Source organism: Herbaspirillum huttiense (assembly GCF_047300815.1).
Classification (GTDB): domain Bacteria; phylum Pseudomonadota; class Gammaproteobacteria; order Burkholderiales; family Burkholderiaceae_D; genus Herbaspirillum; species Herbaspirillum huttiense_A.
This window is the reverse complement of record NZ_CP178608.1, coordinates 3,770,245-3,795,058: the sequence shown is the minus strand read 5'-3', so window position 1 is coordinate 3,795,058 and position 24,814 is coordinate 3,770,245. Positions and strand designations below refer to the sequence as shown.

The window sequence follows — 24,814 nt, the reverse complement described above, 5'->3', positions numbered from 1 at the left end:
CCTGTCAGGAGCAAGACCAGTAGAAGTTTTCACCCATGAGGCAATCTCCATGAGCTTTCGTACCCGCATCAAGATCTGTGGCCTGACCCGTGAAGAGGATGTCCGCGCCACCGTGGCCGCCGGCGCCGATGCGCTGGGCCTGGTGTTCTATCCCAAGAGCCCGCGCTACGTGACGCCGCAGCGTGCCGGCGAGCTGGCCCGTGCGGTGCCGCCTTTCGTGAGCATCGTCGGGCTGTTCGTCAATCCGACCCTGGAAGAGGTGCAGCAGGTACTGGCCGAGGCGCCGCTCACGGTGCTGCAGTTCCACGGCGACGAGACGCCCGAGCAGTGCGCCGCCATCGCCCGGGCCGTTGTCAGACCCTTCATACGCGCGGCCAGAATAGGAAGTTCGACGCAGCCCGCGGATTTGTTAGAATACGAGCAGGCATATCGCTCTGCCAGTCCGTTTTTTACCGGACTGCTGCTCGACACCCTGGTCGAGGAGTATGGCGGCAGCGGAAAGGTTTTCGATTGGTCTCTCATTCCAAAAGAACTCGCGCCTCGGGCCGTTTTGAGTGGTGGCTTGAGCGTACACAACGTCACTGAGGCGGTGGCCGGCGTTCGCCCCTACGCGGTCGACATCAGCAGTGGCGTCGAAGCCGCCAAGGGCATCAAGGATGCCGCCAGGATAGAGGCCTTCATCCAGGCCGTGCGTCTGGCCGATGCTACCCCCGCGTAGCACACCTCCCAACGAGTTTCAGAGGAACATCATGAAAGAATTGAATCCCCTCGGCGGTTTCGCCGAGCGTCAAGCCATTCCCGCCGCCGCCCTGCACCAGACGACCCATTACAACCTGCCCGACGCCCGCGGCCACTTCGGCCCCTACGGCGGCAGCTTCGTCTCCGAGACGCTGACCCTGGCCTTGAACGAGCTGCGCGATGCGTATGCGAAGTATCAGCACGATGAACAGTTCCTGGCCGAATTCCACACCGAACTGAAGCATTTCGTCGGCCGCCCCAGCCCGGTGTATCACGCCAAGCGCTGGTCCGAGATCGCCGGCGGCGCGCAGATCTACTTCAAGCGCGAAGACCTGAACCACACTGGCGCCCACAAGATCAACAACGTGATCGGCCAGGCCTTGCTGGCCAAGCGCATGGGCAAGAAGCGCATCATCGCCGAGACCGGCGCCGGCCAGCACGGCGTCGCCACTGCCACCATCTGTGCGCGTTTCGGCATGGAATGCATCGTCTACATGGGCAGCGAAGACGTGAAGCGCCAGCTGCAGAACGTCTACCGCATGAACCTGCTGGGTGCCAAGGTGGTGCCGGTGGAATCCGGCTCCAAGACCTTGAAGGATGCGCTCAATGAAGCCATGCGCGACTGGGTCACCAACGTCGAGACCACCTTCTACATCATCGGTACCGTCGCCGGTCCGCACCCCTATCCGATGATGGTGCGCGACTTCCAGTCGGTGATCGGCAACGAATGCATCCAGCAGATGCCGGAAATCGCCTCGCGCCAGCCGGATTACGTGGTGGCCTGCGTCGGTGGCGGTTCCAACGCCATGGGTATCTTCTATCCCTACATCGACTATCCGGACGTCAAGCTGGTCGGCGTGGAAGCCGCCGGCGATGGCCTGGACACCGGCCGTCACTCGGCCTCGCTGACCCTGGGCTCGCCCGGCGTGCTGCACGGCAACCGCACTTACCTGCTGCAGGATGCCAACGGCCAGATCATCGAGACCCATTCGGTCTCGGCCGGCCTGGATTATCCGGGCGTGGGTCCGGAACACGCCTGGCTGAAGGACAGCGCTCGCGCCAGCTACGCCTGCATCACTGATGAAGAAGCGCTGGAAGCCTTCCATAACTGCTGCCGCATCGAAGGCATCATCCCGGCGCTGGAGTCCAGCCATGCCCTGGCCCATGCGGCCAAGCTGGCGGCCACACTGCCCCGCGACCAGATCGTGCTGGTCAACCTGTCCGGCCGTGGCGACAAGGACATGCATACCGTGCAGCAGCATCAGGCCTGATCCCGGGGCCGGCCCGCACGTGCCGGCCGGTCCTGCGGGGCCGGCCGGTGGTTTCGACAAAACAATTCATTTCATCATGTCCAGAATCCAGACCACCTTCTCCCAACTGGCCGAGCAGAAGCGCAAGGCGCTCATTACCTTCATTACGGCCGGTGACCCGGCCCCCGAGCTGACCGTGCCGCTGCTGCATGCGCTGGTGGCTGGCGGCGTCGACATCCTCGAACTGGGCGTGCCGTTCTCAGACCCGATGGCCGAAGGCCCGGTGATCCAGCGCGCCTGCGAACGCGCGCTGAAGTTCGGCATCAGCACCCACGATGTGCTGGGCTATGTACGCGAATTCCGCAAGACAAACAGCCACACCCCCATCGTGCTGATGGGCTATGCCAACCCCATCGAACGCTTTGGCGTGGATGCCTTCATCGCAGCAGCCAGCGAGGCGGGCGTGGATGGCACCATCGTGGTGGATTATCCGCCCGAGGAATGTGAAGAATTCTCCCAAAAGATGCAGGCCAAGGGCATGGACCCGATCTTCCTGCTGGCCCCGACCTCCTCGGAAGAACGTATCCGCCAGGTGGCGGCCGTCAGCAGCGGCTTCTGCTATTACGTTTCGTTGAAGGGCGTCACCGGCGCCGGCCATATCGACACGGCCGAAGTGGCCGAGCGCATTGCCGCCATCCGCCAGCACGTGAAGCTGCCCATCGCGGTGGGCTTCGGCATCCGTGATGGCGCCACCGCCCGTACCGTCGGCAGCGTGGCCGATGGGGTCGTGATCGGCAGCCGCATCATTGCCGAACTGGAAAACACCCCGCAAGACAAGGCCTGCGCAGCCGTGCAAGCCTTCGTCACCGACATCCGCCAGGCGCTGGACGCCTGAGCGGCAGCGTCCCGGGCCCGGCAGGGCAGGGGAGCGCAATGAGGAGCCTCCGGCAGCGTCCGGGGGCTTTGTTTTTTGATACGGCGCAGCCGGGCAGCGTGAATTTTCTTGCTTGCCGGAAAGCATGACCGTGCTTTACGTCCGCCGCCGGTGGGCTCTGGTACAATGCGCGCCACCGGAAACATCTATGAGGTCTCTATGAGCTGGCTCGAGAAGTTATTGCCACCCCAGATTCAACGCGGCTCCACCAGCCGCAAAGCCATCCCGGAAGGTTTGTGGGTCAAGTGCCCCTCCTGCGAGGCCGTGCTGTACCGTACCGACCTGGAATCGAACCTGCATGTCTGCCCCAAGTGCAGCCACCACATGCGCATCCGCGCCCGCGCTCGTCTCGATGCCCTGCTCGACGAAGGCGGCCGCTATGAGATCGGCCAGGAAGCCCTGCCGGTCGATACCCTGAAGTTCAAGGACAGCAAGAAGTACCCTGATCGCCTCAAGGACGCCATGGAATCCACCGGCGAAACCGACGCCATGGTGGTCATGGGCGGCGCCATCATGACCCTGCCGGTCGTGGTGGCCTGCTTCGAGTTCGAATTCATGGGCGGTTCCATGGGCTCCGTGGTCGGCGAGCGCTTTGCGCGCGGTGCCCAGGCCGCATTGGAACAGAAGGTTCCCTTCATCTGCATCACCGCCACGGGCGGTGCGCGCATGCAGGAAGGCCTGCTGTCGCTGATGCAGATGGCCAAGACCACCGCCATGCTGACCAAGCTGTCGGAAAAGAAGCTGCCCTTCATCAGCGTGCTGACCGACCCGACCATGGGCGGCGTCTCGGCGTCCTTCGCCTTCATGGGCGACGTGGTGATGGCCGAACCCAAGGCACTGATCGGCTTTGCCGGTCCGCGCGTGATCGAGAACACGGTGCGCGAGAAGCTGCCCGAAGGCTTCCAGCGTGCTGAATTCCTGGTCACCAAGGGCGCCATCGACATGATCGTCGACCGCCGCAAGATGCGCGAGGAAATCGCCCATCTGCTGGCCCTGCTGCAAAATCAGTCCGCCGAAACGGTTTCCTGATTAGCCGCTATACTTCAGGCCCGGATTTGCAGAAGTGCAAATCCGGGCTTTGTCTTTTCGACATCCGCAAGCCCTGATCCGTATTCCGTAATCCGTAATCCGTTTTTCGAGCAGCAGCTTCACCGACCGAGACGCGCCATGACTTCCCAAGCCTCCCCGACTCCCGCCACCTTGAACGAATGGCTGGCCCTGCTGGAACAACGCCACTTCAAGCAGATCGACATGGGCCTGGACCGCGTGCAGGCGGTGAAGGAAAAGCTCGACATCCGCTTCGACTGCCCCGTCATCATGGTGGCTGGCACCAATGGCAAGGGGTCCACCTGCGCCATGCTGGAATCCATCCTGCTGCGCGCCGGTTATCGCGTGGGCCTGTACATCAAGCCGCATTTCCTGCATTTCAATGAACGCGCGCGCCTGTCCGGCGACATGGCCAGCGATGCCCAGCTGATTGCTGCCTTCGAGGCGGTGGAAGCGCAGCGCGGCGACATCTCGCTGACCTATTTCGAATTCACCACCCTGGCCATCATGAAGCTGCTGGCCGATGCCAAGCAGGATGTAGTGATCCTGGAAGTCGGCCTGGGTGGCCGCCTGGATGCGGTCAACGTGATCGATGCCGATGTGGCCATCGTCACCAGCATCGACATCGACCATACCGAATACCTGGGCGAGACCCGCGAAGAGATCGGATTCGAGAAGGCCGGCATTTTCCGTCCCGGCAAGGTGGCCGTGTGCGGCGACCCGGTGCCGCCCAAGTCGCTCATCGCCCACGCCGAGAAGATCGGTGCCGACCTGTGGCTCATGGGCCGCGACTTCAACTACCAAGGCGACAAGCAGCAATGGGCCTATGGCGGACGCGGCATGCGCCGCAATTCGCTGGCCTATCCCAGCCTGCGCGGTGCCAACCAGATCCTGAATGCCTCGGCCGCATTGGCCGCGCTGGAAGCCCTGCGCGAAGTGTTGCCGGTGGGTGCCCAGGAAGTGCGCACCGGCCTGGCCACGGTGGAACTGCCTGGCCGCTTCCAGGTGCTGCCGGGCCAGCCGCTGGTGATCCTGGACGTGGCCCACAACCCGCATGCGGCCGCCACGCTGGCGCAGAACCTGGACAACATGGGCTTCCACCCCTACACCTATGCGGTGTTCGGCTCGATGCTGGACAAGGACATCGAAGGCGTCATCGGCCACCTCAAGGACAAGATCGACCACTGGTGCGTGACCGATCTGCCGCTGCCGCGCGCGGCCAGCGCGCAACAGCTCAAGGAAGCCCTGCTGGGGGCCGGCGTGCAGCCGGAATTCAGGCGGGACGCGGCACGCAGCGTAGAAACCTTCACTACGCCGGCCGAGGCGTATGCAAATGCATTAAGCAGAGCAGGGGAGAATGATAGAATTGTGGTTTTCGGGTCCTTCCTGACCGTAGCCGGCGTCATGCAGGCGCGCCGCCCCGGTCTGCACTGATCCCGAACCCGCGTTCCGGAGCCGGCCGCCCTTGCCAGGCGGTGCCAGGACCTGAGTGGCCAGGCAGGTTTTCCACGATTTCCAGATCAATTCAAGACGACTCCGCATGGGCTTGTTCTCGTTTTTCCGTAAAAACAAGCAGGATTCTTCTGCTGACCAAGGGTCCTTCCGTTCACGTTCCGAGGAGCAATCTTCCGTCATCCGCAGCCGTAGCAGCCGCAGTGCGGCCAGTGGCGCCGCTGGTGCCGGACGCAGCAGCCGCAGCAAGGCCGGCAAGGATGCCGCCGCCGATCCGCTGTTGCCGGAAAAGAAACGCGCCCGTCGCCGCCTGATCGGCGCCGTCGCGCTGGCACTGGCGGTGGTGATCGTGTTGCCGATGATCCTCGATTCCGAGCCCAAGCCGCTCAACGACGATATCGCCATCCAGATCCCGTCCAAGGACCAGCCGGCTTCCGGCGTGGCCCAGCCGGGTGGCCGCGACGCCAAGCAAGCCTCGCTGGACCAGAAGGAAGAGATCGTCGAGCCGTCCAGCATCGCCCCTGAGCCCGCCGCTGCAGCCGCACCGGCTGCCCCGGCCCAGCCGGTGACGCCGCCGGTGGCCGCGGTGGCGCCCAGGGTGGTAGAGAAGCCGACTGAAAAGCCGGTGGAAAAGCCGGTTGAAAAACCGGCGCCCAAGCTTGAGGAAAAGAAGCCGGCCGCGGCGGAGCACAAGGAAGAGCCGAAGAAGGAAGTTGCCAAGCCCAAGGCCCCTGCGCACACTGCCGACGACGATGCGGCGCGTGCGCTGGCCATTCTGGAAGGCAAGCCGGCCAGTGCCGTTGCGGCCCCGGCCCCGGCGGAAAAGAAACCGGCCGCCGCTGGCGGCAAGTTCGTCATCCAGGTGGCTGCGCTGGCCACCCAGGACAAGGTCAATGAATTGCGCAACAAGCTCAGCGCTGCCGGCATCCATTCGTACACGCAAAAGATCGCAACCGAGGCAGGAGAGCGCACGCGCATTCGCGTGGGCCCCTTCGCCAGCCGCGAGGAAGCCGAACGCATGGGCGGCCGAATCAAGAAGCTGGGCCTGAATGCCACGATTGTTCCTGCTTGAATTTGGCTACAGATAGCCGCATATTGTTGTCATCGTGACGATATTTGACTACCTGGTGCTGCTGATCCTGGCCTGTTCGGTGATCATCGGCACCCTGCGCGGACTGGTGCGCGAGGTGTTGTCCCTGGCCGGCTGGATTGTCGCGCTGGTGGTGGCCAATACCTATGGCGAGGCGTTGTCGACGATGCTGCCGGATGTGGTGCCGGGTGAACTGACGCGCTTGATCGTGGCCTTCATTGCCCTCTTCATCGGCACGCGCCTGTTGATGGCGCTGGTGGCCAAGACGCTGGGCGAGCTGGTCAAGGCGACCGGCCTGGGTTTCCTCGATCGCACGCTGGGCAGCATTTTTGGCGTGGCGCGCGGGGTATTGCTGGTGGTGGCGGTGGCCTTGCTGTGCGGTACCACGGCCATTCCGCAACAGGATTTCTGGAAGCAGGCGCGCTTCAGTCCCTGGGTCGAGCAGGCCGCCGAAGCGGTGCTGCCCTACCTGCCGGGCAAGCTGGCCGAGCATGTGAGTTTTTCCACTCCGGTGTGAGCGGATGGGCGGCCCCGTGGCGGGGACCACCGGATCGCGGGAGTGGCGTGGCAGTCGTGGTTCATTTTCGTTTTCGTTTTTCGTTAGGAGTCCACCATGTGTGGCATCGTCGGTATCGTCTCTCATAGTCCCGTCAACCAGATGCTGTATGACGCGCTGCTGCTGCTGCAGCACCGCGGCCAGGATGCGGCGGGGATCGCAACCAACCACAGCAACGGTTTCTCGATGCACAAGGCCAATGGCCTGGTGCGCGACGTCTTCCGTACCCGCAACATGCGCTCGCTGCCCGGCAACACCGGCATCGGCCAGGTGCGTTATCCGACCGCAGGCAGCTCGTCCTCGGAAGAAGAAGCGCAGCCCTTCTACGTCAATGCCCCCTTCGGCATCATCCTGGCGCACAACGGCAACCTGACCAATGCGGAACAGTTGAAGATCGAGATGTTCAAGAACGATCGCCGCCACATCAACACCGATTCCGATACCGAAGTGCTGTTGAACGTGCTGGCCCACGAGATCCAGCAAGCCACCACCGGCTACTCGCTGGACCCGGCGGCGCTCTTCAAGGCCGTGGCCATGGTGCACAAGCGCGTGCGCGGCTCCTACGCCGTGGTGGCGCAGATCGCCGGTTACGGTTTGCTCGGTTTCCGCGATCCGTACGGCATCCGTCCGATGTGCCTGGGCTTCAACGAAAGCGACAAGGGCATCGAATACATGATGGCCAGCGAATCGGTGGCCCTGGAAGGCATGGGCTTCCGCTTCCTGCGCGACGTCAACCCGGGTGAAGCGATCTTCATCGACAACGACGGCAAGCTGTACAACCAGCAATGCGCCGAGAACCCGACGCTGAACCCCTGCGCCTTCGAATACGTCTACCTGGCCCGTCCGGACTCCATCATCGATGGCGCGTCGGTCTATGCTACCCGCCTCAAGATGGGCGAATTCCTGGCCGACAAGATCCGCAGCCAGTTCAAGCATGGCGAGATCGACGTGGTCATGCCGATTCCCGATTCCTCGCGTCCGGCGGCCATGGAACTGGCGTTGAAGCTGGGCATCGAGTACCGCGAAGGCTTCATCAAGAACCGCTACATCGGCCGTACCTTCATCATGCCGGGCCAGGCGCTGCGCAAGAAGTCGGTGCGCCAGAAGCTCAACGCCATCGGCAGCGAATTCAAGGGCAAGAACGTGCTGCTGGTGGATGACTCCATCGTGCGCGGCACCACCAGCCGTGAAATCGTGCAGATGGCCCGCGAGTCGGGCGCCAAGAACGTGATCTTCGCGTCGGCCGCGCCGCCGGTGAAGTTCCCCAACGTGTACGGCATCGACATGCCGACCCGTGACGAACTGATCGCCTTCGGCCGCAGCGACGAAGAAGTTTGCCGCGAGATTACCGCCGACGCCCTGGTGTACCAGGATGTGGAAGCCCTGAAGCGCGCCATCTCCGACGCCAACCCGGCCCTGAAGCAATTCGAGGCCTCCTGCTTCGACGGTCACTACATCACCGGCGACATCACCCAGGAATACCTGGACCGCATCGAACACGCCCGCAAGAATCCCAAGCCGGCGCTGGAAGATGTGGTGCGTTCCCAGTTGAACCTGAACCTGGCGCGCGTGGACTGATCCCCGCCGCCTGACTCCGGGCTGGACCAGGACGCCGGTGGCCGCTTAGGCGGCACCGGCGTTTTGCGTTGATGAGCCATGCAAACCAGCCGACGGGAATCTGGCTTATCATTTTGCCTTTGGCCGTGCGCCGGCCTTGCTCATTTCTTCTGCCTTTCCGACTACGCGATGAACGATAAAAAGACCTACGGCTTCACCACCACCATCCTCCACAGCGACCGCCAGAAGGGCATCGAACACGGCTCGCTGCACAAGCCCATCCACACCTCCGTCACCTTCGGCTATGAAGATGCACGCCAGCTGGCCGAAGTGTTCCAGGGCAAGCAGCCTGGCTATCGCTATGGCCGCCAGGGCAACCCGACCGTGTCGGCGCTGGAAGACAAGATCACCAAGATGGAAGACGGCAAGTCCACCATCTGCTTCGCCACCGGCATGGCGGCCATCGGCGCCATCGTCCAGGGCCTGTTGCGCGAGGGCGATCATGTGGTGTCGTCGGCTTTCCTGTTCGGCAATACCAATAGCCTGTGGATGACGGTGGGCGCGCAGGGGGCCAAGGTCTCCATGGTCGACGCCACCGATGTGAAGAACGTGGAAGCGGCCATCACGCCGCAGACCCGCCTGGTCTTCGTGGAAACCATCGCCAACCCGCGCACCCAGGTGGCGGACTTGAAGCGCATCGGCGAGCTGTGCCGCGAGCGCGGCATCCTCTACGTGGTGGACAACACCATGACCTCGCCTTACCTGTTCCGTCCCAAGACGGTCGGAGCCGGCCTGGTGGTCAATTCGCTGACCAAGTCCATCGGCGGCCACGGCAATGCCCTGGGCGGGGCCCTGACCGATACCGGTGAATACGACTGGACGCGCTACCCGCACATCGCCGACAGCTACAAGAAGAACCCGGCCCCGCAATGGGGCATGGCACAGATCCGCGCCAAGGCGCTGCGCGACTTCGGCGCCACGCTCGGCCCGGAAGCGGCGCACCACATCGCCGTCGGTGCCGAGACCATGGCCCTGCGCCAGGAACGGGAATGCAAGAATGCGCTGGCGCTGGCCCAGATGCTGGAAGCTGATCCGCGCGTGGCGGCAGTCCACTATCCGGGGCTGGAGTCGCATCCCCAGCACGCCCTGTGCAAGCAGCTGTTCCGCTCCTTCGGCAGCCTGATGTCCTTCGAGCTCAAGGACAGCATCGACTGCTTCGACTATCTCAACCGCCTGAACCTGGCCGTGGCGGCCAGCAACCTGGGCGATACCCGCACCCTGGTGATCCCGGTGGCGCACACCATCTTCTACGAGATGGGCGCCGAGCGCCGCGCCAGCATGGGCATCGCCGAGTCGCTCATTCGTGTGTCCGTGGGTCTGGAAGATACCGATGACCTGGTGGCCGATTTCCGCCAGGCGCTGGAGGCCTGAGGCTACAAGCCCGCCGTGACGGCGGTTCCAGGCCGAAGTGAATGAAACGACACGCCCGTCGCCTCGCAAGAGGGACGGGCGTTGTCGTTGCTGCCACCAGATGAACGTTCGTGTAAAAAACCGGTATCAGGGCACCAGATTGGCCACCGCTTCACGGTCGGCCCACTTGGTCTTGTAGGTCGGCTTGAAGGTCTGGAAGCGCTCGATCAGCTTGACCGGATCGGCCTCATGCATCATCAGCCCGGACTGGTCGCTGCTGACGAAGCGCTGCGAGACCAGGTGGTCGACGAAGGCGATCAGGTTGTTGTAGAAACCCTCCACGTTGTACAGGCAGATCGGCTTGTAGTGGAAGCCCAGCTGCGCCCAGGTCAGCACCTCGAACAGTTCTTCCAGGGTACCCATGCCGCCCGGCATGGCCACGAAGCCATCGGAGAGCTCGGCCATCATGGCCTTGCGTTCGTGCATGTCCTTGACGATGTGCAGGCGGGTCAGGCCGTCGTGGCCCAGTTCCTTGTCCAGCAAGGCTTTGGGGATGACGCCGGTGGCTTCGCCGCCCAGCTTCATGACTTCACTGGCGATGATGCCCATCAGGCCCACATTGCCGCCGCCATAGACCAGGGCGATGTTGTTCTTCACCATCTCCTGGGCCAGCTTGCGCGCCGCCTCGGCATAGGCCGGGGATGCGCCGGGGGAAGAACCGCAATATACGCAAATCGATTTCATGTGTCCTCTGCTGTGTCCGTCGTTACGTCAGTACATGGTTACAATGGCTGAGCTGGATAGCCTCATGTTTCCTCCTGGAACCAAAATGTCTCTCCAAGCTGCCACTATCTCCGGCCGTCTTCCTGTTATACCATGATAGTGCAGTGCAGCATAAGCTGAAGTGGTGACGCCGGCGTGACAGCGCGGCACTGCCCCTGTGCCTGGCCTCATCGGGCGGGCCTGTCACGCGGCACGTGAAGATAAAGGACATCATGTCGAACAAGACCGTCAGTCTGGCCCTGCAAGGCGGGGGCTCGCATGGCGCCTTCACTTGGGGCGTGCTGGATCGTTTGCTGGAGGATGGCCGGCTGGACCTGGAAGGCATCAGCGGCGCCTCGGCCGGGGCCATGAATGCGGCGGTGATGGCCCAGGGCTACGTGCAGGACGGCCGCGACGGTGCCCGGGCGGCGCTGGAGCGCTTCTGGACGGCGCTCTCCAATGGCGTGCCGCTGGATCATGTCACGGCCGACGGTGCGCCCGTCATTGCCAACCCCACGCCCATTCCCGGCATGCAGGCGCTGCTGGCGATGACGCGCTTTTTCTCGCCCACGCAATTGAATCCCCTGGATATCAATCCCCTGCGCGATATCCTCGTGGCGCAGGTTGATTTCGAGCGCCTGCGCAGCCAGCGTGAACTGAAATTGTTCATTGCGGCTACCCAGGTCAGCACCGGCACGCTGAAGATCTTCCGCAATCCCGATCTGTCGGTGGAAGTGCTGCTGGCCTCGGCCTGCCTGCCTTCGCTGCACCGGCCCATCGAGATCGACGGCGAAGCCTATTGGGATGGCGGCCTGACCGCCAATCCGCCGATTTTCCCGCTGCTGCATTCCTGTGCCGCGCGCGACGTGATGGTGGTGCTGCTGCACCCCAGCCGCCGTGCCGGCACGCCTACCTCCAGCCACGACATCGGCCAGCGGCTCTCGGAAATCAGCTTCAGCTCGGCCTTCTTCACCGAACTGAGCGGACTGGCCCTGGCCAAGCGCGAGGCCGAGAATTCGACCCTGGCCTTTGGCTCGTTGGAGCGGCGGCTGCGCCAGCTCAACATCCACATGATCGATGCCAATGAGCTCATGGAGCAACTGACCAATCTCTCCAAGCTCAATACCCAGGCCAGTTTCATCGGCAGCCTGTTCCAGCAGGGCCGCGAGCGCGCCTCGGAATGGCTGGAGCAGAACTTCGCCCAGATCGGTCATACGTCCACCTTCGACCTCGGGCGTTTCCTGCCCTGAGGCGGCTGGCGGGGCAGGGCGGACGCACGATCGTTCACTTTTGTCTATACTTTGCGGCTTGATCCTTCGTCCCGCCCCGCAGTACAGATAAAAAGACCAGCCATGCGCCAAACCATCGCCCAGAAAATCTCCCGTTCCGAATTCCTCGACGTGCGCGGCCTGCGCTACCACGTGCGTCACTGGGGCGACCCGCAGGCCCCCAAGATCTTCATGATGCACGGCTGGATGGATATGTCGGCCTCGTTCCAGTTCATGGTCGATGCGCTGCAAGGCGAGTGGCACGTGATCGCCCCCGACTGGCGCGGTTTCGGCCTGACCGAGCGGGCCCCGGCGCAGTCCTACTGGTTCCCCGATTACCTGGCCGACCTCGATGCCATCCTCGACCACTACGCCGGTGAGGAAGCCATCAACCTGCTCGGCCACAGCATGGGCGGCAATGTGGTGAGCCTGTATGCGGGCGTGCGCCCCCAGCGCATCCAGCGGCTGGTGAACCTGGAAGGCATCGGCCTGCCCACGGCCAAGCCGGAACAGGCACCGGGACGCTTCACGCAATGGCTGGACGAGATGAAGAATCGTCCCGTGCTGCGCGGCTATGAGACGCTCGAAGAGGTCGCGGCGCGGCTGCAGAAAAACAATGCGCGCCTCTCGGACGAGCGCGCCGGCTTCCTGGCCCAGCATTGGGCGCAGCAGGATGAGAGCGGCCTGTGGCAGATCCTGGGGGATCCGGCCCACAAGCAGGTCAGCCCCATCCTGTACCGGGTCGATGAAATGATGGCCTGCTGGAGCCGCATTACCGCCCCGGTGCTGTGGATCGAGGCGATAGACAGCGATATCTGGCGTTTCTTCGGTCCTGCCTCGTTGAAACGTGAAGAAATCGACCGCCGTATCGCCTGTATCCCCAAGACGCAGGTGGAGATGATCGCCGACGCCGGCCACATGCTGCATCACGACCAGCCCGAGCTGCTGGCACAACTGATCGAGGCTTTCCTGCAGCAGCCGGCCTGAGGCTGGCCGTATCGTGCGGTGCAGTGCGGGGTCGGCACCAAGCGCGTAAAATGGAAGCATTCCAATCACCCGGACCTCCCTGACCGACGGCAGCCACAAGCGACCGGCGCGGTCGCAGAGGCCATTGCGACTTCCTATGTCTGAACTCAAGTTCGATCTGCATTGCCATTCCAATGTCTCCGACGGCCTGCTGCCGCCGGAAGAGGTGGCCGCGCGCGCCAAGGCCAATGGCGTGGGCGTGTGGGCGCTGACCGACCACGACGAAGTGGGCGGTGTGGCGCGTGCCCGTGCAGCCGCGCGCGCGCTGGGCATGGAACATGTGGCCGGCGTGGAAATTTCGGTCACCTGGGCCGGGCATACGGTGCATATCGTGGGCTTGCGTATCGACGAGACCAACCAGGCCCTGGTCGACGGCCTGGCTGCCACCCGCAACGGCCGCGAACGCCGCGCCCGCGAGATCGCCGAGGCGCTGGATCGTCACGGCATCTGCGGCGCGTATGAAGGCGCGTTGAAGCACGTGGGCAATCCCGACCTGATCTCGCGCACGCACTTCGCGCGCTACCTGGTCGAATGCGGTACCTGCTGCGATACCAAGGAAGTCTTCGCCAACTACCTCACCGAAGGCAAGCCCGGCTACGTGCCGCACCGCTGGGCCACGCTGGAAGAGTCGGTGCGCTGGATCCGCGGCGCCGGCGGGGTGGCAGTGATCGCCCACCCGGGCCGCTACAAGTACACCCAGACCCAGTTTGGCGCGCTGTTCGACGAGTTCAAGCAACTGGGCGGAGAGGCCATCGAAGTCAATACCGGCAGCCATACGCCGGAGCAGTACCAGCAATACGCTCAGGTAGCGCGCAGCTACGGCTTTTTGGCCTCGATGGGCTCGGACTTCCACGGTCCGGGCGAATCGCGCATGGACCTGGGCGGATTGCCGCCGCTGCCCACCGGCGTCAAGCCGGTCTGGCATGACTGGGGACTGTAAAGCCCTTGAATTCAGCAGGGCGATTCCTATCTAATATCCACTTTTCCGATAGGAGTTTTCCCCGATGAAACGCATCCTGCTGTTTATCGCCACCAACATCGCCGTGCTGGTGGTGATGAGCGTGATCCTCTCCCTCCTGGGCGTGGACCGCTTCCTCACTCGTTCCGGCCTGAACCTGCCGATGCTGATGGTGTTCTCGCTGGTGGTCGGCTTCACCGGATCGATCATCTCCTTGCTGATGAGCAAGAGCATGGCCAAGTGGTCCACCGGCGCGCGCGTGATCGAAACGCCCATGAACGGTACCGAAGCCTGGCTGCTGCAGACCGTGGGCAAGCTGGCCCAGCGCGCCGGCATTGGCATGCCGGAAGTGGCGGTCTATGACGGCGAACCCAATGCCTTTGCCACCGGTGCCTTCCGGGATTCGGCCCTGGTGGCAGTCTCCACCGGCCTGCTGCAGGGCATGACGCAGGACGAAGTGGAAGCCGTGCTGGGCCACGAGGTCGCTCACATCGCCAACGGCGACATGGTCACCATGACCCTGATCCAGGGCGTGGTGAACACCTTCGTGGTGTTCCTGTCGCGGGTGGTCGGCTATTTCGTGGATTCGGCCCTGCGCCGCAACAACGAGTCTTCCGGCCCCGGCATCGGCTACATGGTGACGGTGATGGTGTGCCAGATCGTCTTCGGTATCGGTGCCTCGATCATCGTGGCCTGGTTCTCGCGCCATCGTGAATTCCGGGCCGATGCCGGTGCGGCGCGCTTGCTGGGCACGCCTCAGCCGATGATCAATGCCCTGGCGCGCCTGGGCGGTTTTTCGCCGGAAGGCCTGCCGCAGAACATGGCGGCCCTGGGCATCAGCGACAAGCCCGGCATCATGGCGCTGTTCTCGACACACCCGCCGCTGGAACAGCGCATCGCCGCCCTGCGCGGCCAGCGCTAAGCCCGGCGGGCAGCGACAACGGCGGTGGCGACACCGCCGTTGTGCTTTTTACGATTTGGATTTGGATTGGAAACGGAAACCGCATCATGAGCCAGTTTTTCGAGATTCACCCCGACAACCCGCAACTGCGCCTGATCAAGCAAGCTGCGCAGATCATCCACAAGGGCGGCCTGGTGGCTTTGCCCACCGACTCCTGCTACGCGCTGGTCTGCCAGCTGGACAACAAGGATGCCGTGGAACGCGTGCGCCGCATCCGTGGCGTGGACGACAAGCACCACCTGACCCTGCTGTGCCGCGACCTCTCCGAGATCGCCCTGTACGCCAAGGTGGACAACCGCCAGTACCGCCTGCTGAAGGCCGCTACGCCCGGTGCCTATACCTTCATCCTGGAAGCCACCAAGGAAGTGCCGCGCCGCCTCTCGCACCCCTCGCGCAAGACCATCGGCCTGCGCGTGCCGGAGAACCGCATCGCCCACATGCTGCTGGAAGAACTGGGCCAGCCACTGCTGGGTACCACCCTGATCCTGCCGGACGAAGAGCTGCCGCTGACCAGCGCCGAAGACATCCGCAGCCATCTGGAAAAGCAGATCGACCTGGTCATCGACAGCGGTGCCTGCAGCCTGGAGCCGACCACCGTGATTGATCTCACCGATGACAATGAGCCGGTACTGGTGCGCCAGGGCAGGGGAGATGCCAGCATCTTCGGTTTGCAGGCTGCATAAGCGAAGTATTTATCCTATCCCCCGGCTTGCCGGACCTGCCCTGAGCGAAACCGGGGCAGTTCGTTGTCCCTCTGCTAAAATCCCCGCCCATGAATGAACTCATCCAGACTGTCGCGGTTTACGCGCTGCCCGTGCTCTTCGCCATCACCCTGCACGAGGCGGCCCATGCCTATGCGGCCAAGTTTTTCGGGGATACGACTGCTTATTCGATGGGGCGCATGAGCCTCAATCCGATCAAGCACATCGATCCCTTCGGCACCATCCTCATCCCCATCCTGCTGTACTTCGCCACCAGCGGCGCCTTCCTGTTCGGCTATGCCAAGCCGGTGCCGATCAACTTCGGCCACCTGCGCAAGCCCAAGCGAGACATGGCCTGGGTCTCGCTGGCCGGTCCGGCAGCCAATTTCTTCATGGCGCTGCTGTGGACGCTGGTCATCTATGCCCTGGTGCTGGGCGGGGTGCAAGAAGAATTCTTCATGCTCATGGCCAAGGCCGGGGTGCTGACCAATCTGGTGATGTTCGCCTTCAACCTGTTCCCGATCCCGCCCCTGGATGGTGGCCGCATCCTCACCAGCCTGTTGCCGAACAAATACGCCTATAAGTTTGCCCAGATCGAGCCCTACGGCTTCTTCATCGTCATGGCGCTGGTGCTGCTCAAGGTGATCTACACCTGGTGGATGGCGCCGGTGATGTATGCCGCCAGCAAGCTGCTGCAGCTCATTACCTTTCCCATTTCCCTGCTGTTCTGAATGTTCACCAAGCTGATCCCGTTCATGTCGAACCGCCAACCCCCAACCTACGCCAAACGCCATGTATCCTGACCGCGTCGTCTCCGGCATGCGCCCCACGGGCGCGCTGCACCTGGGCCACTATCACGGTGCCCTGAAGAACTGGGTCAAGCTGCAATCCGAGCTGCCCTGCCTGTTCTTCGTGGCCGACTGGCATGCACTGACTACGCATTACGACGATCCCTCCGTGATCGAGACCAGCACCTGGGAAATGGTGATCGACTGGCTCGCCGCCGGGGTCGATCCCTCCCAGTCCACGCTGTTCATCCAGTCGCGCGTGCCCGAGCATGCCGAGCTGCACCTGCTGCTGTCCATGGCCACCCCGCTGGGCTGGCTGGAACGCGTGCCGACCTACAAGGACCAGCAGGAAAAGCTGGCCGACCGCGACCTGGCCACCTACGGCTTTTTGGGATACCCGCTGCTGCAGGCGGCAGACGTCCTGATTTACCGCGCCAGCCAGGTGCCGGTGGGTGAGGACCAGGTGCCGCACATCGAGATCATGCGCGAGATCGCGCGCCGCTTTAACCACCTGTACGGCAGGGAAAAAGGCTTCGAGGAAAAGGCCCTGGCCGCCACCAAGAAGCTGGGCAGCAAGCGTGCCAAGCTGTACCTGGAACTGCGCACGCAATTCCAGGAAAAGGGCGACGATGAAGCCTTGGAACAGGCCAAGGCCATGCTGGACGATGCCCAGAACCTGTCGATGATCGATCGTGAACGTTTGTTCGGCTACCTCGAAGGCAGCCGCAAATTGATCCTCACCGAGCCGCAGGCCATGCTCACCGAAGCTTCACGCCTGCCGGGCCTGGATGGGGCCAAGATGTCCAAGAGCTACGGCAACGCCATCGCCCTGCGTGAAGAGGCCGCTTCGGTCACCAAGAAGGTCAAGACCATGCCGACCGACCCGCAGCGCGTGCGCCGTAGCGATCCGGGCGATCCGGACAAATGTCCGGTCTGGCAATTCCACCAGGTCTATTCCCCGTCGGAAGTGAAAGAATGGGCGGCCAAGGGCTGCCGTTCGGCCGGGATCGGTTGCCTGGAGTGCAAGCAGCCGGTGATCGATGCCATCCTGCAAGAGCAGCAGCCGATGCTGGAACGCGCCCAGCCCTACCTGGACGATCCCTCGCTGGTGCGTGCCATCGTCGCCGATGGCTGTGACAAGGCACGCAAGCTGGCCCAGGACACCATGCGCGACGTGCGCGAAGCCATGGGGCTGGGTTATTGAGTTATTGACCAGCGGCAAGCGGGTTGGAGGCCTTTGGCGGGCCCGCAGGGGCGGGTTCTCCGGTTTTTTTACGTCCGCTTTCATCTGTAGCAGCCGCAAATTGACCTGATGAGGCGTCTATCCGCTACAATCAGGCCTTTATTCTGACCACCACCTTACATACGCACACCATGATCAAGGGTAGCATTGTTGCAATCGTCACTCCCATGCATCCGGACGGCAGCCTCGACTACGACGGCCTGCGCAAGCTGATCGACTGGCATATCGCCGAGGGAACCGACAGCATCGTCATCGTCGGTACCACCGGCGAATCGCCCACCGTCTCGATGGAAGAACACTGCGAACTGATCAAGGTCGCGGTCGAGCACACGGCCAAACGCATCCCCATCATCGCCGGTACCGGCGGCAATTCCACCGCCGAAGCCATCGAGCTGACCGCCTTCGCCAAGAAGGTCGGCGCCGACGCCTCGCTGCAGGTGGTGCCCTACTACAACCGTCCGACCCAGGAAGGCATGTACCTGCACTTCAAGACCATCGCCGAAGCGGTGGATCTGCCGGTGATCCTGTACAACGTGCCCGGCCGTACGGTAGCCGACATGAGCAACGAGACCATCCTGCGCCTGGCGCAGGTCAAGGGCATCGTGGGCGTGAAAGATGCCACCGGCAACATCGGCCGCGGCACCGACCTGATCCGCCTGGCTCCCAAGGACTTCGCGGTCTACTCCGGTGACGACGCCACCGCCATTGCGCTGATGCTCTACGGCGGCGCCGGCAACATCTCGGTGACGGCCAACGTCGCCCCGCGCGACATGCACGAGCTGTGCGTGGCCGCCATGAGCGGCAATATCGCCCGTGCCGTCGAACTGAACAACAAGCTGCTGCCGCTGCACAACAAGCTCTTCGTCGAACCCAACCCGGTGCCGGTCAAGTGGGCCATGCAGGAGATGGGCCTGATCCCGTCGGGCATGCGTCTGCCGCTGGCGCCGCTGGGCGAATCCTTCCACGACACCGTGCGCGCTGCCCTGCGCGAGTCCGGCGTCTTAAACTGATCGGCTTGGCCGCTTTGGCGCAGGTCTCCTGAAATCCGATTCCGCTTTCACTAGTAACGATATGACTAATAGCAATAACGTTCGTCCGGTCTCCCGCTCCGCGTACACACTTACCCAACGCAGCATCGTCGTCGCACTGGCGCTGGCCGGACTGGCAGGATGCTCGTCCATCGGCAACATGCTCGAAGGCGACCGTATCGATTACAAGAGCGCCGAAAAGGCCCGTGGCCCGCGCCTGGAAGTGCCGCCCGACCTGACCCAGCTGCAGCGCGACAACCGCTATGCCATCCCCGAAGCCAACAAGGGCGTGGCCACCGCCTCCGGCTACCAGCTGGAACAGCAGAACAAGCCGACCACCGATGTCACCTCGGTTGCACCGACCTCCAAGGGCGACGAAATCCGTATCGAGCGCGATGGCTCGCAGCGCTGGCTGGTGGTCAAGCAGACCCCGGAACAGCTGTGGCCGCAGATCAAGGACTTTTGGCAGGACAGCGGTTTCCTGATCAACATCGAATCGCCCGACACCGGCGTGATGGAAACCGACTGGGCCGAGAACCGCGCCAAGATCCCGCAGGATTTCATCCGCAATACCCTGGGCAAGGTTTTTGATTCGCTGTATTCCACCGGTGAGCGCGACAAGTTCCGCACCCGCCTGGAACGCGGCCCCAACGGCACCACTGAAATCTTCGTCAGCCACCGTGGCGCTGAAGAAGTGCTGACCGGTTCGGCCAAGGAAACCTCGGTGTGGACCGCGCGTCCCTCCGATCCGGGCCTGGAAGCCGAATTCCTGTCGCGCCTGATGGTGCGCCTGGGTGCTGAAGAAACCAAGGCCAAGGCCGCCGTGGCCAATGCCCCCTCGCTGCAGGCCCGCTCGCGCCTGCAGAAGACAGCCACCGGCAGCAGCGTGCAAGTGGATGAAGGTTTCGAACGCGCATGGCGCCGCGTCGGCCTGGCATTGGATCGCGTGGGCTTCACCGTGGAAGACCGCGACCGCAGCCAGGGCATCTACTACGTGCGCTACGTGGACCAGAACCAGGATGCCAAGGACAAGAAGGATGACGGTTTCTTCTCGCGCATCTTCAGCTCCAAGGACAAGGACAAGAAGGCCGCCAAGTACCGCATCGTGGTCAAGGGTGCCAGCGCCGACAGCAGCAACATCGTCGTGCAGAACGGCGAGGGTGGTCCGGATACCTCGGGTATCTCCGACAAGATCCTCGGTCTGCTCAACGACCAGCTGAAGTAAGCAGGACCCGGGGCTCAGATGAAGTTCGCGAGCCTCGGTAGCGGCAGCGAAGGCAATGCGCTGCTGATCTCGGCCGCAGCCGGCGACCAGCGTCCCTCTTCAGGGACCACGGTCATGCTGGACTGCGGCTTTACTTTGCGCGAAGCCGAAAAGCGCATGCTGCGCCTGGGCCTGGATCCTTCGGACGTCTCGGCCATCGTGGTCACGCATGAACATTCGGATCACGTCAGCGGCGTCTTCAAGTTCGCGCGGCGCTACCGCATTCCGGTCTGGCTCAGTTACGGCACCTGGCAGGCGGTGGCCGAGCAGGCCAATGATGTCGACGTGCGCTTCTGCGCCGATGGCCAGAAGCTCGCCATTGGCGACCTCGAACTTTCTCCCTATACCGTTCCGCACGATGCCCGCGAGCCGGTCCAGTACGTGGCCAGCGATGGCGACCGCCGCCTGGGCGTGTTGACCGATGCCGGCCAGCCGACCGCGCACCTGGTGCAAGCCCTCGATGCCTGCGATGCGTTGCTGCTGGAATGCAATCACGACCGCGAAATGCTGGATCGCTCGCCTTATCCGGCCTTTCTCAAGCGCCGCATCGGCGGCGACTACGGCCACCTGGCCAATGATGCCAGCGCAGAGATCCTGCGACTGCTCGACAAAAGTCGGCTCAAACGCGTCATTGGGGCCCACCTGAGCCAGCAGAACAACACCCCCGAACTGGCCCGCGCGGCCATTGAAAGTGTGCTCGGCACGAGCTTTTGCGACATCGGCATCGCCTGCCAGGAAGAAGGTTTTTCCTGGCTGGAGGTGTGACTGAAAAATGCGAGTGGGTCAGCGATTTGTCAGGCTGATTCGTGCGTAATCGCACCGCCGCAGAAACAATTTGTTTCTCTTTTTATTCAGGTTGAAGATTCTTTTTTGCGCACACCGGCAGCGCTGAATAGGCGCGTCCGTCGATCTTGTATCTTCGATAAGAAACAAGGGCTTTGGCTGCCCGTCAGGACATTGTCAGTAGGTGCATAGGGGCAGGTTGCTGCGAAGTGTTTCCAAGGCGATCTGATGCGTTTGCGCCAGATCAAGGAAGTGCATGGTCCTGGTGTCGAGCGCGCGAGAGAGAAGAGAGGCGGAGATGAAGGAAAAGTCAACGTAGCGGAAAGCAGGGGCGAAAAAAAACCGGCCTTGCGACCGGTTTTTTCGAAAATAATCCGAAGATTACTTGGCCGGAGCGGCTTCAGCCGGCTTTGCGTCAGCAGCCGGAGCGGCAGCGTCAGCAGGCTTTGCGTCAGCAGCCGGAGCAGCGGCGTCAGCCGGCTTGGCAGCGTCAGCAGCAGGAGCGGCGTCAGCCGGCTTGGCATCAGCAGCCGGAGCAGCAGCGGCCGGAGCTTCAGCAGCAGGAGCAGCTGCAGGTGCCGGAGCTTCTTCCTTCTTGCCGCAAGCAGCCAGGGCAACAGCCAACAACGAAGCGATCAACAGAGTCTTTTTCATGAATATTCCTTCAATATTTAAAAATTGTGCGATGAATAATTACCGGTAATTATCGCTCTACTGGGAGGCTTTCGCCGCGGGTAAGACCTCACGGTCGGGCTTCGGTTCTTGCTTCTTTTTACTGCCGAAACAACGCCTGACAACGAAAACTTTCCAGCCCATCATTATAGCTATTTTTTTCCGGAATCACATCGCCACTATGGGAATTCGTAAGAATTTGTAAGAACTTACATCGCCCTTGAGCCGCCCGCAAAGTCTTGACGCAAGCCGCTCTCCGGGATTTTCTAAAGTGATTTCGAGAAGTGTCTGCAATAAATTTCATTAGTCTCGAACGATATCGAGCCAGCCACTTTCATGCCATTGATGCAAGGCTTCCAGCAGGTCTTCGGAGGCCAGGTCGAGGTCGGATTTCTCCAGCACACGCGAGTCGGCCAGTCGTGCCAGGATCGCTTTGTCGCCGCGATTGACCTGGAAGGATTCACCATTGATGAAGACGTGAGAGCCACGGTACAGCATGCGCGTCTTGCGATGCAGCGCCAGGCCCCGTTTTTTGGCGCCCTGGAAAAAGCGAGCAAAAGATAATTCTTCGGCCCGGGCCTCGAAGAAAACGCTGGGTTTGGGCTCCGACAGATGCTCGCCCAGGAAGATGGTGATGTCGTCGTCGGTGAAGCGAATCTTGTTGAGTTCGTCGCGGATGCGCGCCACCATGTCGACCGGCAATTCGGCCGGCTTGGCGGTGGCTTTCAGGTCAGGATCTTCATAGCGGCCGGGCAGGTCGATGGTATCCATCATGAATTCCAGGAAGGATTCGCCCAGTTCCTGGTAGGCCGGCGAGCGGAAGCCAACCGAATAGGTCATGCATTCGCCGATGGCCACGCCGTCATGCGCGTATTGCGGCGGCAGGTAGAGCATGTCGCCCGGCTCCAGCACGAATTCCTGTTCGGCCTGGAAGTTGCTGAGGATCTTCAGCGGTACGCCTTCTTCCAGCGTCAGGTCCTCTTGCGCGCTGATGCGCCAGCGGCGCTGGCCGTGCGCCTGCAGCAGGAAGACATCATAGGAATCGAAGTGCGGACCGACGCCGCCGCCATCGGTGGCGTAGCTGATCATCAGGTCGTCCAGGCGGGCATCGGGCACGAAGCGGAACTGGCGCAGCAGGGCGTCGGCGGCCGGATGGTGCAGGTTCACGCCCTGCACCAGCAGGGTCCAGGCCTTTTGCTTCAGGGGCGGCAGCTTGTTGAAGGGGCCGTGCTGCATGTCCCAGCCATCGGTGCGATGGGTGATGAGGCGCGATTCGACCTCATCGCGGCGGGCCAGGTCGAACAGTTCCTGGCGCGGCAGCGGCGCGGTGAAACCGGGGATGGCGTTGCGGATCAGGAGCGGCTTCTTGTGCCAGTAGTCACGCAGGAATTGGGCGGGCGTGATGCCGCCGAGCAGATCGAGTTTTTTCATGGTCGCCATTATAGAGGTGCCAGCGCAGCCGTACGCCATTGGCGGCGGCCAAGTTTGATGCAGGTATAATCGCGGAGTCGAGATACCGTTTTTGAAAGCGTCCTTGCCTCGCGGGAATGGCAAGGGGATGGTTCTTAGGCCCCAACCCGGGTGGCAGGTGTCCCGCGCGACGCTTCCGCAGCACCTGCCGCTCCCGCACCACTATCGATACAAAGGACCCTTACGATGAAGATCGCGAAGAATACCGTCGTTTCCGTCAACTACAAGCTGTCGGATGCCCAGAACAACCTGATCGAGCAAAGCAGCGAGCCGATGGTCTACCTGCACGGCGGCTATCACAACACCCTGCCCAAGATCGAAGAAGCGCTGGACGGCAAGGAAGTCGGCTACAGCACCACCCTCCAGGTCGAGCCGGAAGATGCTTTCGGCGAATACGATTCCGAGCTGGTCAAGATCGAGCCGGTCGAGCGCCTGCCGCAACCGCTGGAAGTGGGCATGCAGTTCGAAGGTTCGCCCGACGACGACAGCGAAGAGTCGGTCATCTTCACCGTCACCGAAGTTGCGGACGGCAAGGCCGTGCTCGACGGCAACCACCCGCTGGCCGGCATCGCCCTGCGCTTTGAACTGGCCGTCACCGAAGTGCGCGCCGCCTCCGAAGAAGAAGTGGCCCACGGCCACGTGCACGGTGCCCATGGCCACCATCATCACCACGATGATGAAGATGAAGGCGACGCCGGCGACCACTTCCGCAGCCAGCCGCTGAACTGATCGCTGATCGCTGGTCACTAGTCGCTGACTGCTGACCGTAGCGCCGGAGAAAGACCCGTCAATGGGGCATTTTCTTCCGGCGCGCAATAAAAAACGCCCGCAGAGGTATTCTGCGGGCGTTTTTGTTCATATGGACCGGAATACTTCGTTTTCCAGCAAGACCCCGGCGCCTAGCGCCTTTCCCCATCGGCGTCGGCGACTGCAAACAGCTGTGGCAGATGGTCATCCACCACCACCTTGAGCCAGCGCTCGCCGACGCCCACACTGCCCAGGTTGCCGCTCCACAGGATCTGCGCGGGCGCCTTGTTCTTGCCGCCCTGGGCGTGCACTACCAGCACCCGTCCCTGGAATTTGCCTGCGAGCTCGGAGAACAGCTTGCGCGTCTCGGCAAAGCCATCGCGCTGGGCGCGGAAGAAGGAACGCTTGGGCGGCGGGCCGAAGGGATTGCCATCACTGAAGAAGACGATGGCCGCGCTCTTCTTCAAGGCAGCAAAGGCGAACAGGTGCTGCAGCCAGTTGCGGTTGGCGATGAGGCGGTCCTCGAACTCGTTGTTGCGTCCGCCATCGAGCAGGAAGTGATTGTTGGCCGCCGGCAGGTTCACGGTGGCAAAGAGGACGTTACCGATTTCCCAGCGAGTGTTCTCGGCATAGCTGCGGAACTTGGGCGTGAGCGACTGGCGCAGCATCGGCAGGCGGCTCGCGCCCAGCGAGAATTCACTGGCATAGAAGATCTCGCGCATGCGGGCCAGGCGTTCGATGGCGTCCGAGCGGTTCTCTCGGTCGCGGCAGGTGATCCAGTCGCTGCCGGCCAGCGACACGAAGATGCCGTTCTGTGCCTGCGAGAGCATCTCGTGGCGCTCTGCATAGAGCGCGTCATCGCAGCCCTCAGAGGGGGATTTGATGCCATTGACCACCACGAAGGCCAGGTTGTCGGCATCAGTCTCGGCAATGGCCTGGCGCAGCGCTTGGTCGCCCTTGACGCCGGGTGCGGCATGGTTGATCACGCCGAACGCGAAATCCTGCCCGGCGGCCCGTGCCGCACCGCCCGCCATCAGGATGGCAGCGGTGAAGCAGGTGCACAGCAGGATGCGTCGGATCGGGCGGATCGGCATGCAGTCTTTCTGCGA

General features: G+C 62.7%; 24 protein-coding genes. 20 read left to right on the top strand and 4 right to left on the bottom strand.

Annotated elements, in window-relative coordinates; genetic code table 11:
* The first annotated feature begins 49 nt into the window (after positions 1-49).
* The 9 genes from ACLRDN_RS17380 to ACLRDN_RS17340 all read left to right on the top strand — a co-directional run bounded on the left by ACLRDN_RS17380 (position 50) and on the right by ACLRDN_RS17340 (position 10,055).
* Complete coding sequence (locus tag ACLRDN_RS17380; RefSeq protein ID WP_252695334.1) at positions 50-718, top strand: phosphoribosylanthranilate isomerase; 669 nt, start codon at positions 50-52, stop codon at positions 716-718.
* A gap of 31 nt (positions 719-749) precedes the next feature.
* Positions 750-2,009, top strand: coding sequence for a tryptophan synthase subunit beta (gene trpB, locus ACLRDN_RS17375; protein ID WP_413457303.1), 1,260 nt, complete (start codon positions 750-752; stop codon positions 2,007-2,009).
* Positions 2,010-2,085: 76 nt separating this feature from the next.
* Positions 2,086-2,883 (top strand): tryptophan synthase subunit alpha, encoded by a 798-nt coding sequence (trpA, locus tag ACLRDN_RS17370; protein WP_413457302.1) that lies wholly within the window; start codon positions 2,086-2,088, stop codon positions 2,881-2,883.
* A 198-nt stretch (positions 2,884-3,081) separates the two neighbouring features.
* Positions 3,082-3,951, top strand: coding sequence for an acetyl-CoA carboxylase, carboxyltransferase subunit beta (gene accD / locus ACLRDN_RS17365; RefSeq protein ID WP_034331674.1), 870 nt, complete (start codon positions 3,082-3,084; stop codon positions 3,949-3,951).
* Positions 3,952-4,089: 138 nt separating this feature from the next.
* Positions 4,090-5,403, top strand: coding sequence for a bifunctional tetrahydrofolate synthase/dihydrofolate synthase (folC, locus tag ACLRDN_RS17360; protein WP_088754952.1), 1,314 nt, complete (start codon positions 4,090-4,092; stop codon positions 5,401-5,403).
* 106 nt (positions 5,404-5,509) lie between these two features.
* A complete protein-coding gene (locus ACLRDN_RS17355; protein ID WP_413457301.1) occupies positions 5,510-6,493 on the top strand; it encodes an SPOR domain-containing protein in 984 nt (327 codons plus the stop codon).
* Positions 6,494-6,527: 34 nt separating this feature from the next.
* The gene (locus ACLRDN_RS17350; protein WP_134222962.1) at positions 6,528-7,028 is read left to right on the top strand and encodes a CvpA family protein; all 501 of its coding nucleotides are present in this window, start codon (positions 6,528-6,530) and stop codon (positions 7,026-7,028) included.
* 96 nt (positions 7,029-7,124) lie between these two features.
* Positions 7,125-8,645, top strand: a complete 1,521-nt coding sequence (purF, locus tag ACLRDN_RS17345) for an amidophosphoribosyltransferase (protein ID WP_413457300.1) — start codon at positions 7,125-7,127, stop codon at positions 8,643-8,645.
* A 168-nt stretch (positions 8,646-8,813) separates the two neighbouring features.
* Positions 8,814-10,055, top strand: coding sequence for a cystathionine gamma-synthase family protein (locus ACLRDN_RS17340; protein ID WP_121044997.1), 1,242 nt, complete (start codon positions 8,814-8,816; stop codon positions 10,053-10,055).
* A 126-nt stretch (positions 10,056-10,181) separates the two neighbouring features.
* Here the strand turns inward: ACLRDN_RS17340 and ACLRDN_RS17335 are convergent, their stop codons facing one another.
* Positions 10,182-10,778, bottom strand: a complete 597-nt coding sequence (locus tag ACLRDN_RS17335) for a TIGR00730 family Rossman fold protein (RefSeq protein WP_413457299.1) — start codon at positions 10,776-10,778, stop codon at positions 10,182-10,184.
* A 251-nt stretch (positions 10,779-11,029) separates the two neighbouring features.
* Here ACLRDN_RS17335 and ACLRDN_RS17330 point away from each other — a divergent pair, with 251 nt between their 5' ends.
* The 10 genes from ACLRDN_RS17330 to ACLRDN_RS17285 all read left to right on the top strand — a co-directional run bounded on the left by ACLRDN_RS17330 (position 11,030) and on the right by ACLRDN_RS17285 (position 20,798).
* Positions 11,030-12,046 (top strand): patatin-like phospholipase family protein, encoded by a 1,017-nt coding sequence (locus ACLRDN_RS17330; protein ID WP_413457298.1) that lies wholly within the window; start codon positions 11,030-11,032, stop codon positions 12,044-12,046.
* Between the two features lie 102 nt (positions 12,047-12,148).
* Positions 12,149-13,051, top strand: coding sequence for an alpha/beta fold hydrolase (locus ACLRDN_RS17325; RefSeq protein WP_413457297.1), 903 nt, complete (start codon positions 12,149-12,151; stop codon positions 13,049-13,051).
* 136 nt (positions 13,052-13,187) lie between these two features.
* Entirely contained in the window at positions 13,188-14,030 is an 843-nt protein-coding gene (locus ACLRDN_RS17320; protein WP_413457296.1) for a 3',5'-nucleoside bisphosphate phosphatase, read from the top strand.
* Positions 14,031-14,094: 64 nt separating this feature from the next.
* Positions 14,095-14,970, top strand: a complete 876-nt coding sequence (gene htpX / locus ACLRDN_RS17315) for a protease HtpX (RefSeq protein ID WP_121044989.1) — start codon at positions 14,095-14,097, stop codon at positions 14,968-14,970.
* Between the two features lie 86 nt (positions 14,971-15,056).
* Positions 15,057-15,692 (top strand): L-threonylcarbamoyladenylate synthase, encoded by a 636-nt coding sequence (locus ACLRDN_RS17310; protein WP_413457295.1) that lies wholly within the window; start codon positions 15,057-15,059, stop codon positions 15,690-15,692.
* 89 nt (positions 15,693-15,781) lie between these two features.
* Positions 15,782-16,441, top strand: coding sequence for a site-2 protease family protein (locus tag ACLRDN_RS17305; RefSeq protein ID WP_413457294.1), 660 nt, complete (start codon positions 15,782-15,784; stop codon positions 16,439-16,441).
* 61 nt (positions 16,442-16,502) lie between these two features.
* Positions 16,503-17,702 (top strand): tryptophan--tRNA ligase, encoded by a 1,200-nt coding sequence (locus tag ACLRDN_RS17300; RefSeq protein WP_413457293.1) that lies wholly within the window; start codon positions 16,503-16,505, stop codon positions 17,700-17,702.
* Positions 17,703-17,872: 170 nt separating this feature from the next.
* On the top strand, positions 17,873-18,751 hold the full coding sequence (dapA, locus tag ACLRDN_RS17295; RefSeq protein WP_039784688.1) for a 4-hydroxy-tetrahydrodipicolinate synthase: 879 nt from the start codon (positions 17,873-17,875) through the stop codon (positions 18,749-18,751).
* Positions 18,752-18,812: 61 nt separating this feature from the next.
* The gene (gene bamC, locus ACLRDN_RS17290) at positions 18,813-19,994 is read left to right on the top strand and encodes an outer membrane protein assembly factor BamC (RefSeq protein WP_413457292.1); all 1,182 of its coding nucleotides are present in this window, start codon (positions 18,813-18,815) and stop codon (positions 19,992-19,994) included.
* Between the two features lie 18 nt (positions 19,995-20,012).
* Positions 20,013-20,798: an MBL fold metallo-hydrolase gene (locus ACLRDN_RS17285; protein WP_413457291.1), complete on the top strand. Its 786-nt coding sequence runs from the start codon at positions 20,013-20,015 to the stop codon at positions 20,796-20,798.
* A 399-nt stretch (positions 20,799-21,197) separates the two neighbouring features.
* Here the strand turns inward: ACLRDN_RS17285 and ACLRDN_RS17280 are convergent, their stop codons facing one another.
* Positions 21,198-21,470 (bottom strand): hypothetical protein, encoded by a 273-nt coding sequence (locus ACLRDN_RS17280; protein ID WP_075259113.1) that lies wholly within the window; start codon positions 21,468-21,470, stop codon positions 21,198-21,200.
* A 321-nt stretch (positions 21,471-21,791) separates the two neighbouring features.
* On the bottom strand, positions 21,792-22,919 hold the full coding sequence (locus ACLRDN_RS17275; protein WP_413457290.1) for a JmjC domain-containing protein: 1,128 nt from the start codon (positions 22,917-22,919) through the stop codon (positions 21,792-21,794).
* 225 nt (positions 22,920-23,144) lie between these two features.
* Here ACLRDN_RS17275 and ACLRDN_RS17270 point away from each other — a divergent pair, with 225 nt between their 5' ends.
* Positions 23,145-23,687 carry an FKBP-type peptidyl-prolyl cis-trans isomerase gene (locus ACLRDN_RS17270; protein ID WP_413457289.1) on the top strand — a complete coding sequence of 181 codons (543 nt, stop codon included), beginning with the start codon at positions 23,145-23,147 and terminating at the stop codon, positions 23,685-23,687.
* A 170-nt stretch (positions 23,688-23,857) separates the two neighbouring features.
* On the opposite strand, the gene ACLRDN_RS17265 is transcribed toward ACLRDN_RS17270, so the two are convergent.
* The gene (locus ACLRDN_RS17265; RefSeq protein WP_413457288.1) at positions 23,858-24,799 is read right to left on the bottom strand and encodes a hypothetical protein; all 942 of its coding nucleotides are present in this window, start codon (positions 24,797-24,799) and stop codon (positions 23,858-23,860) included.
* Between the last annotated feature and the right edge of the window lie 15 nt (positions 24,800-24,814).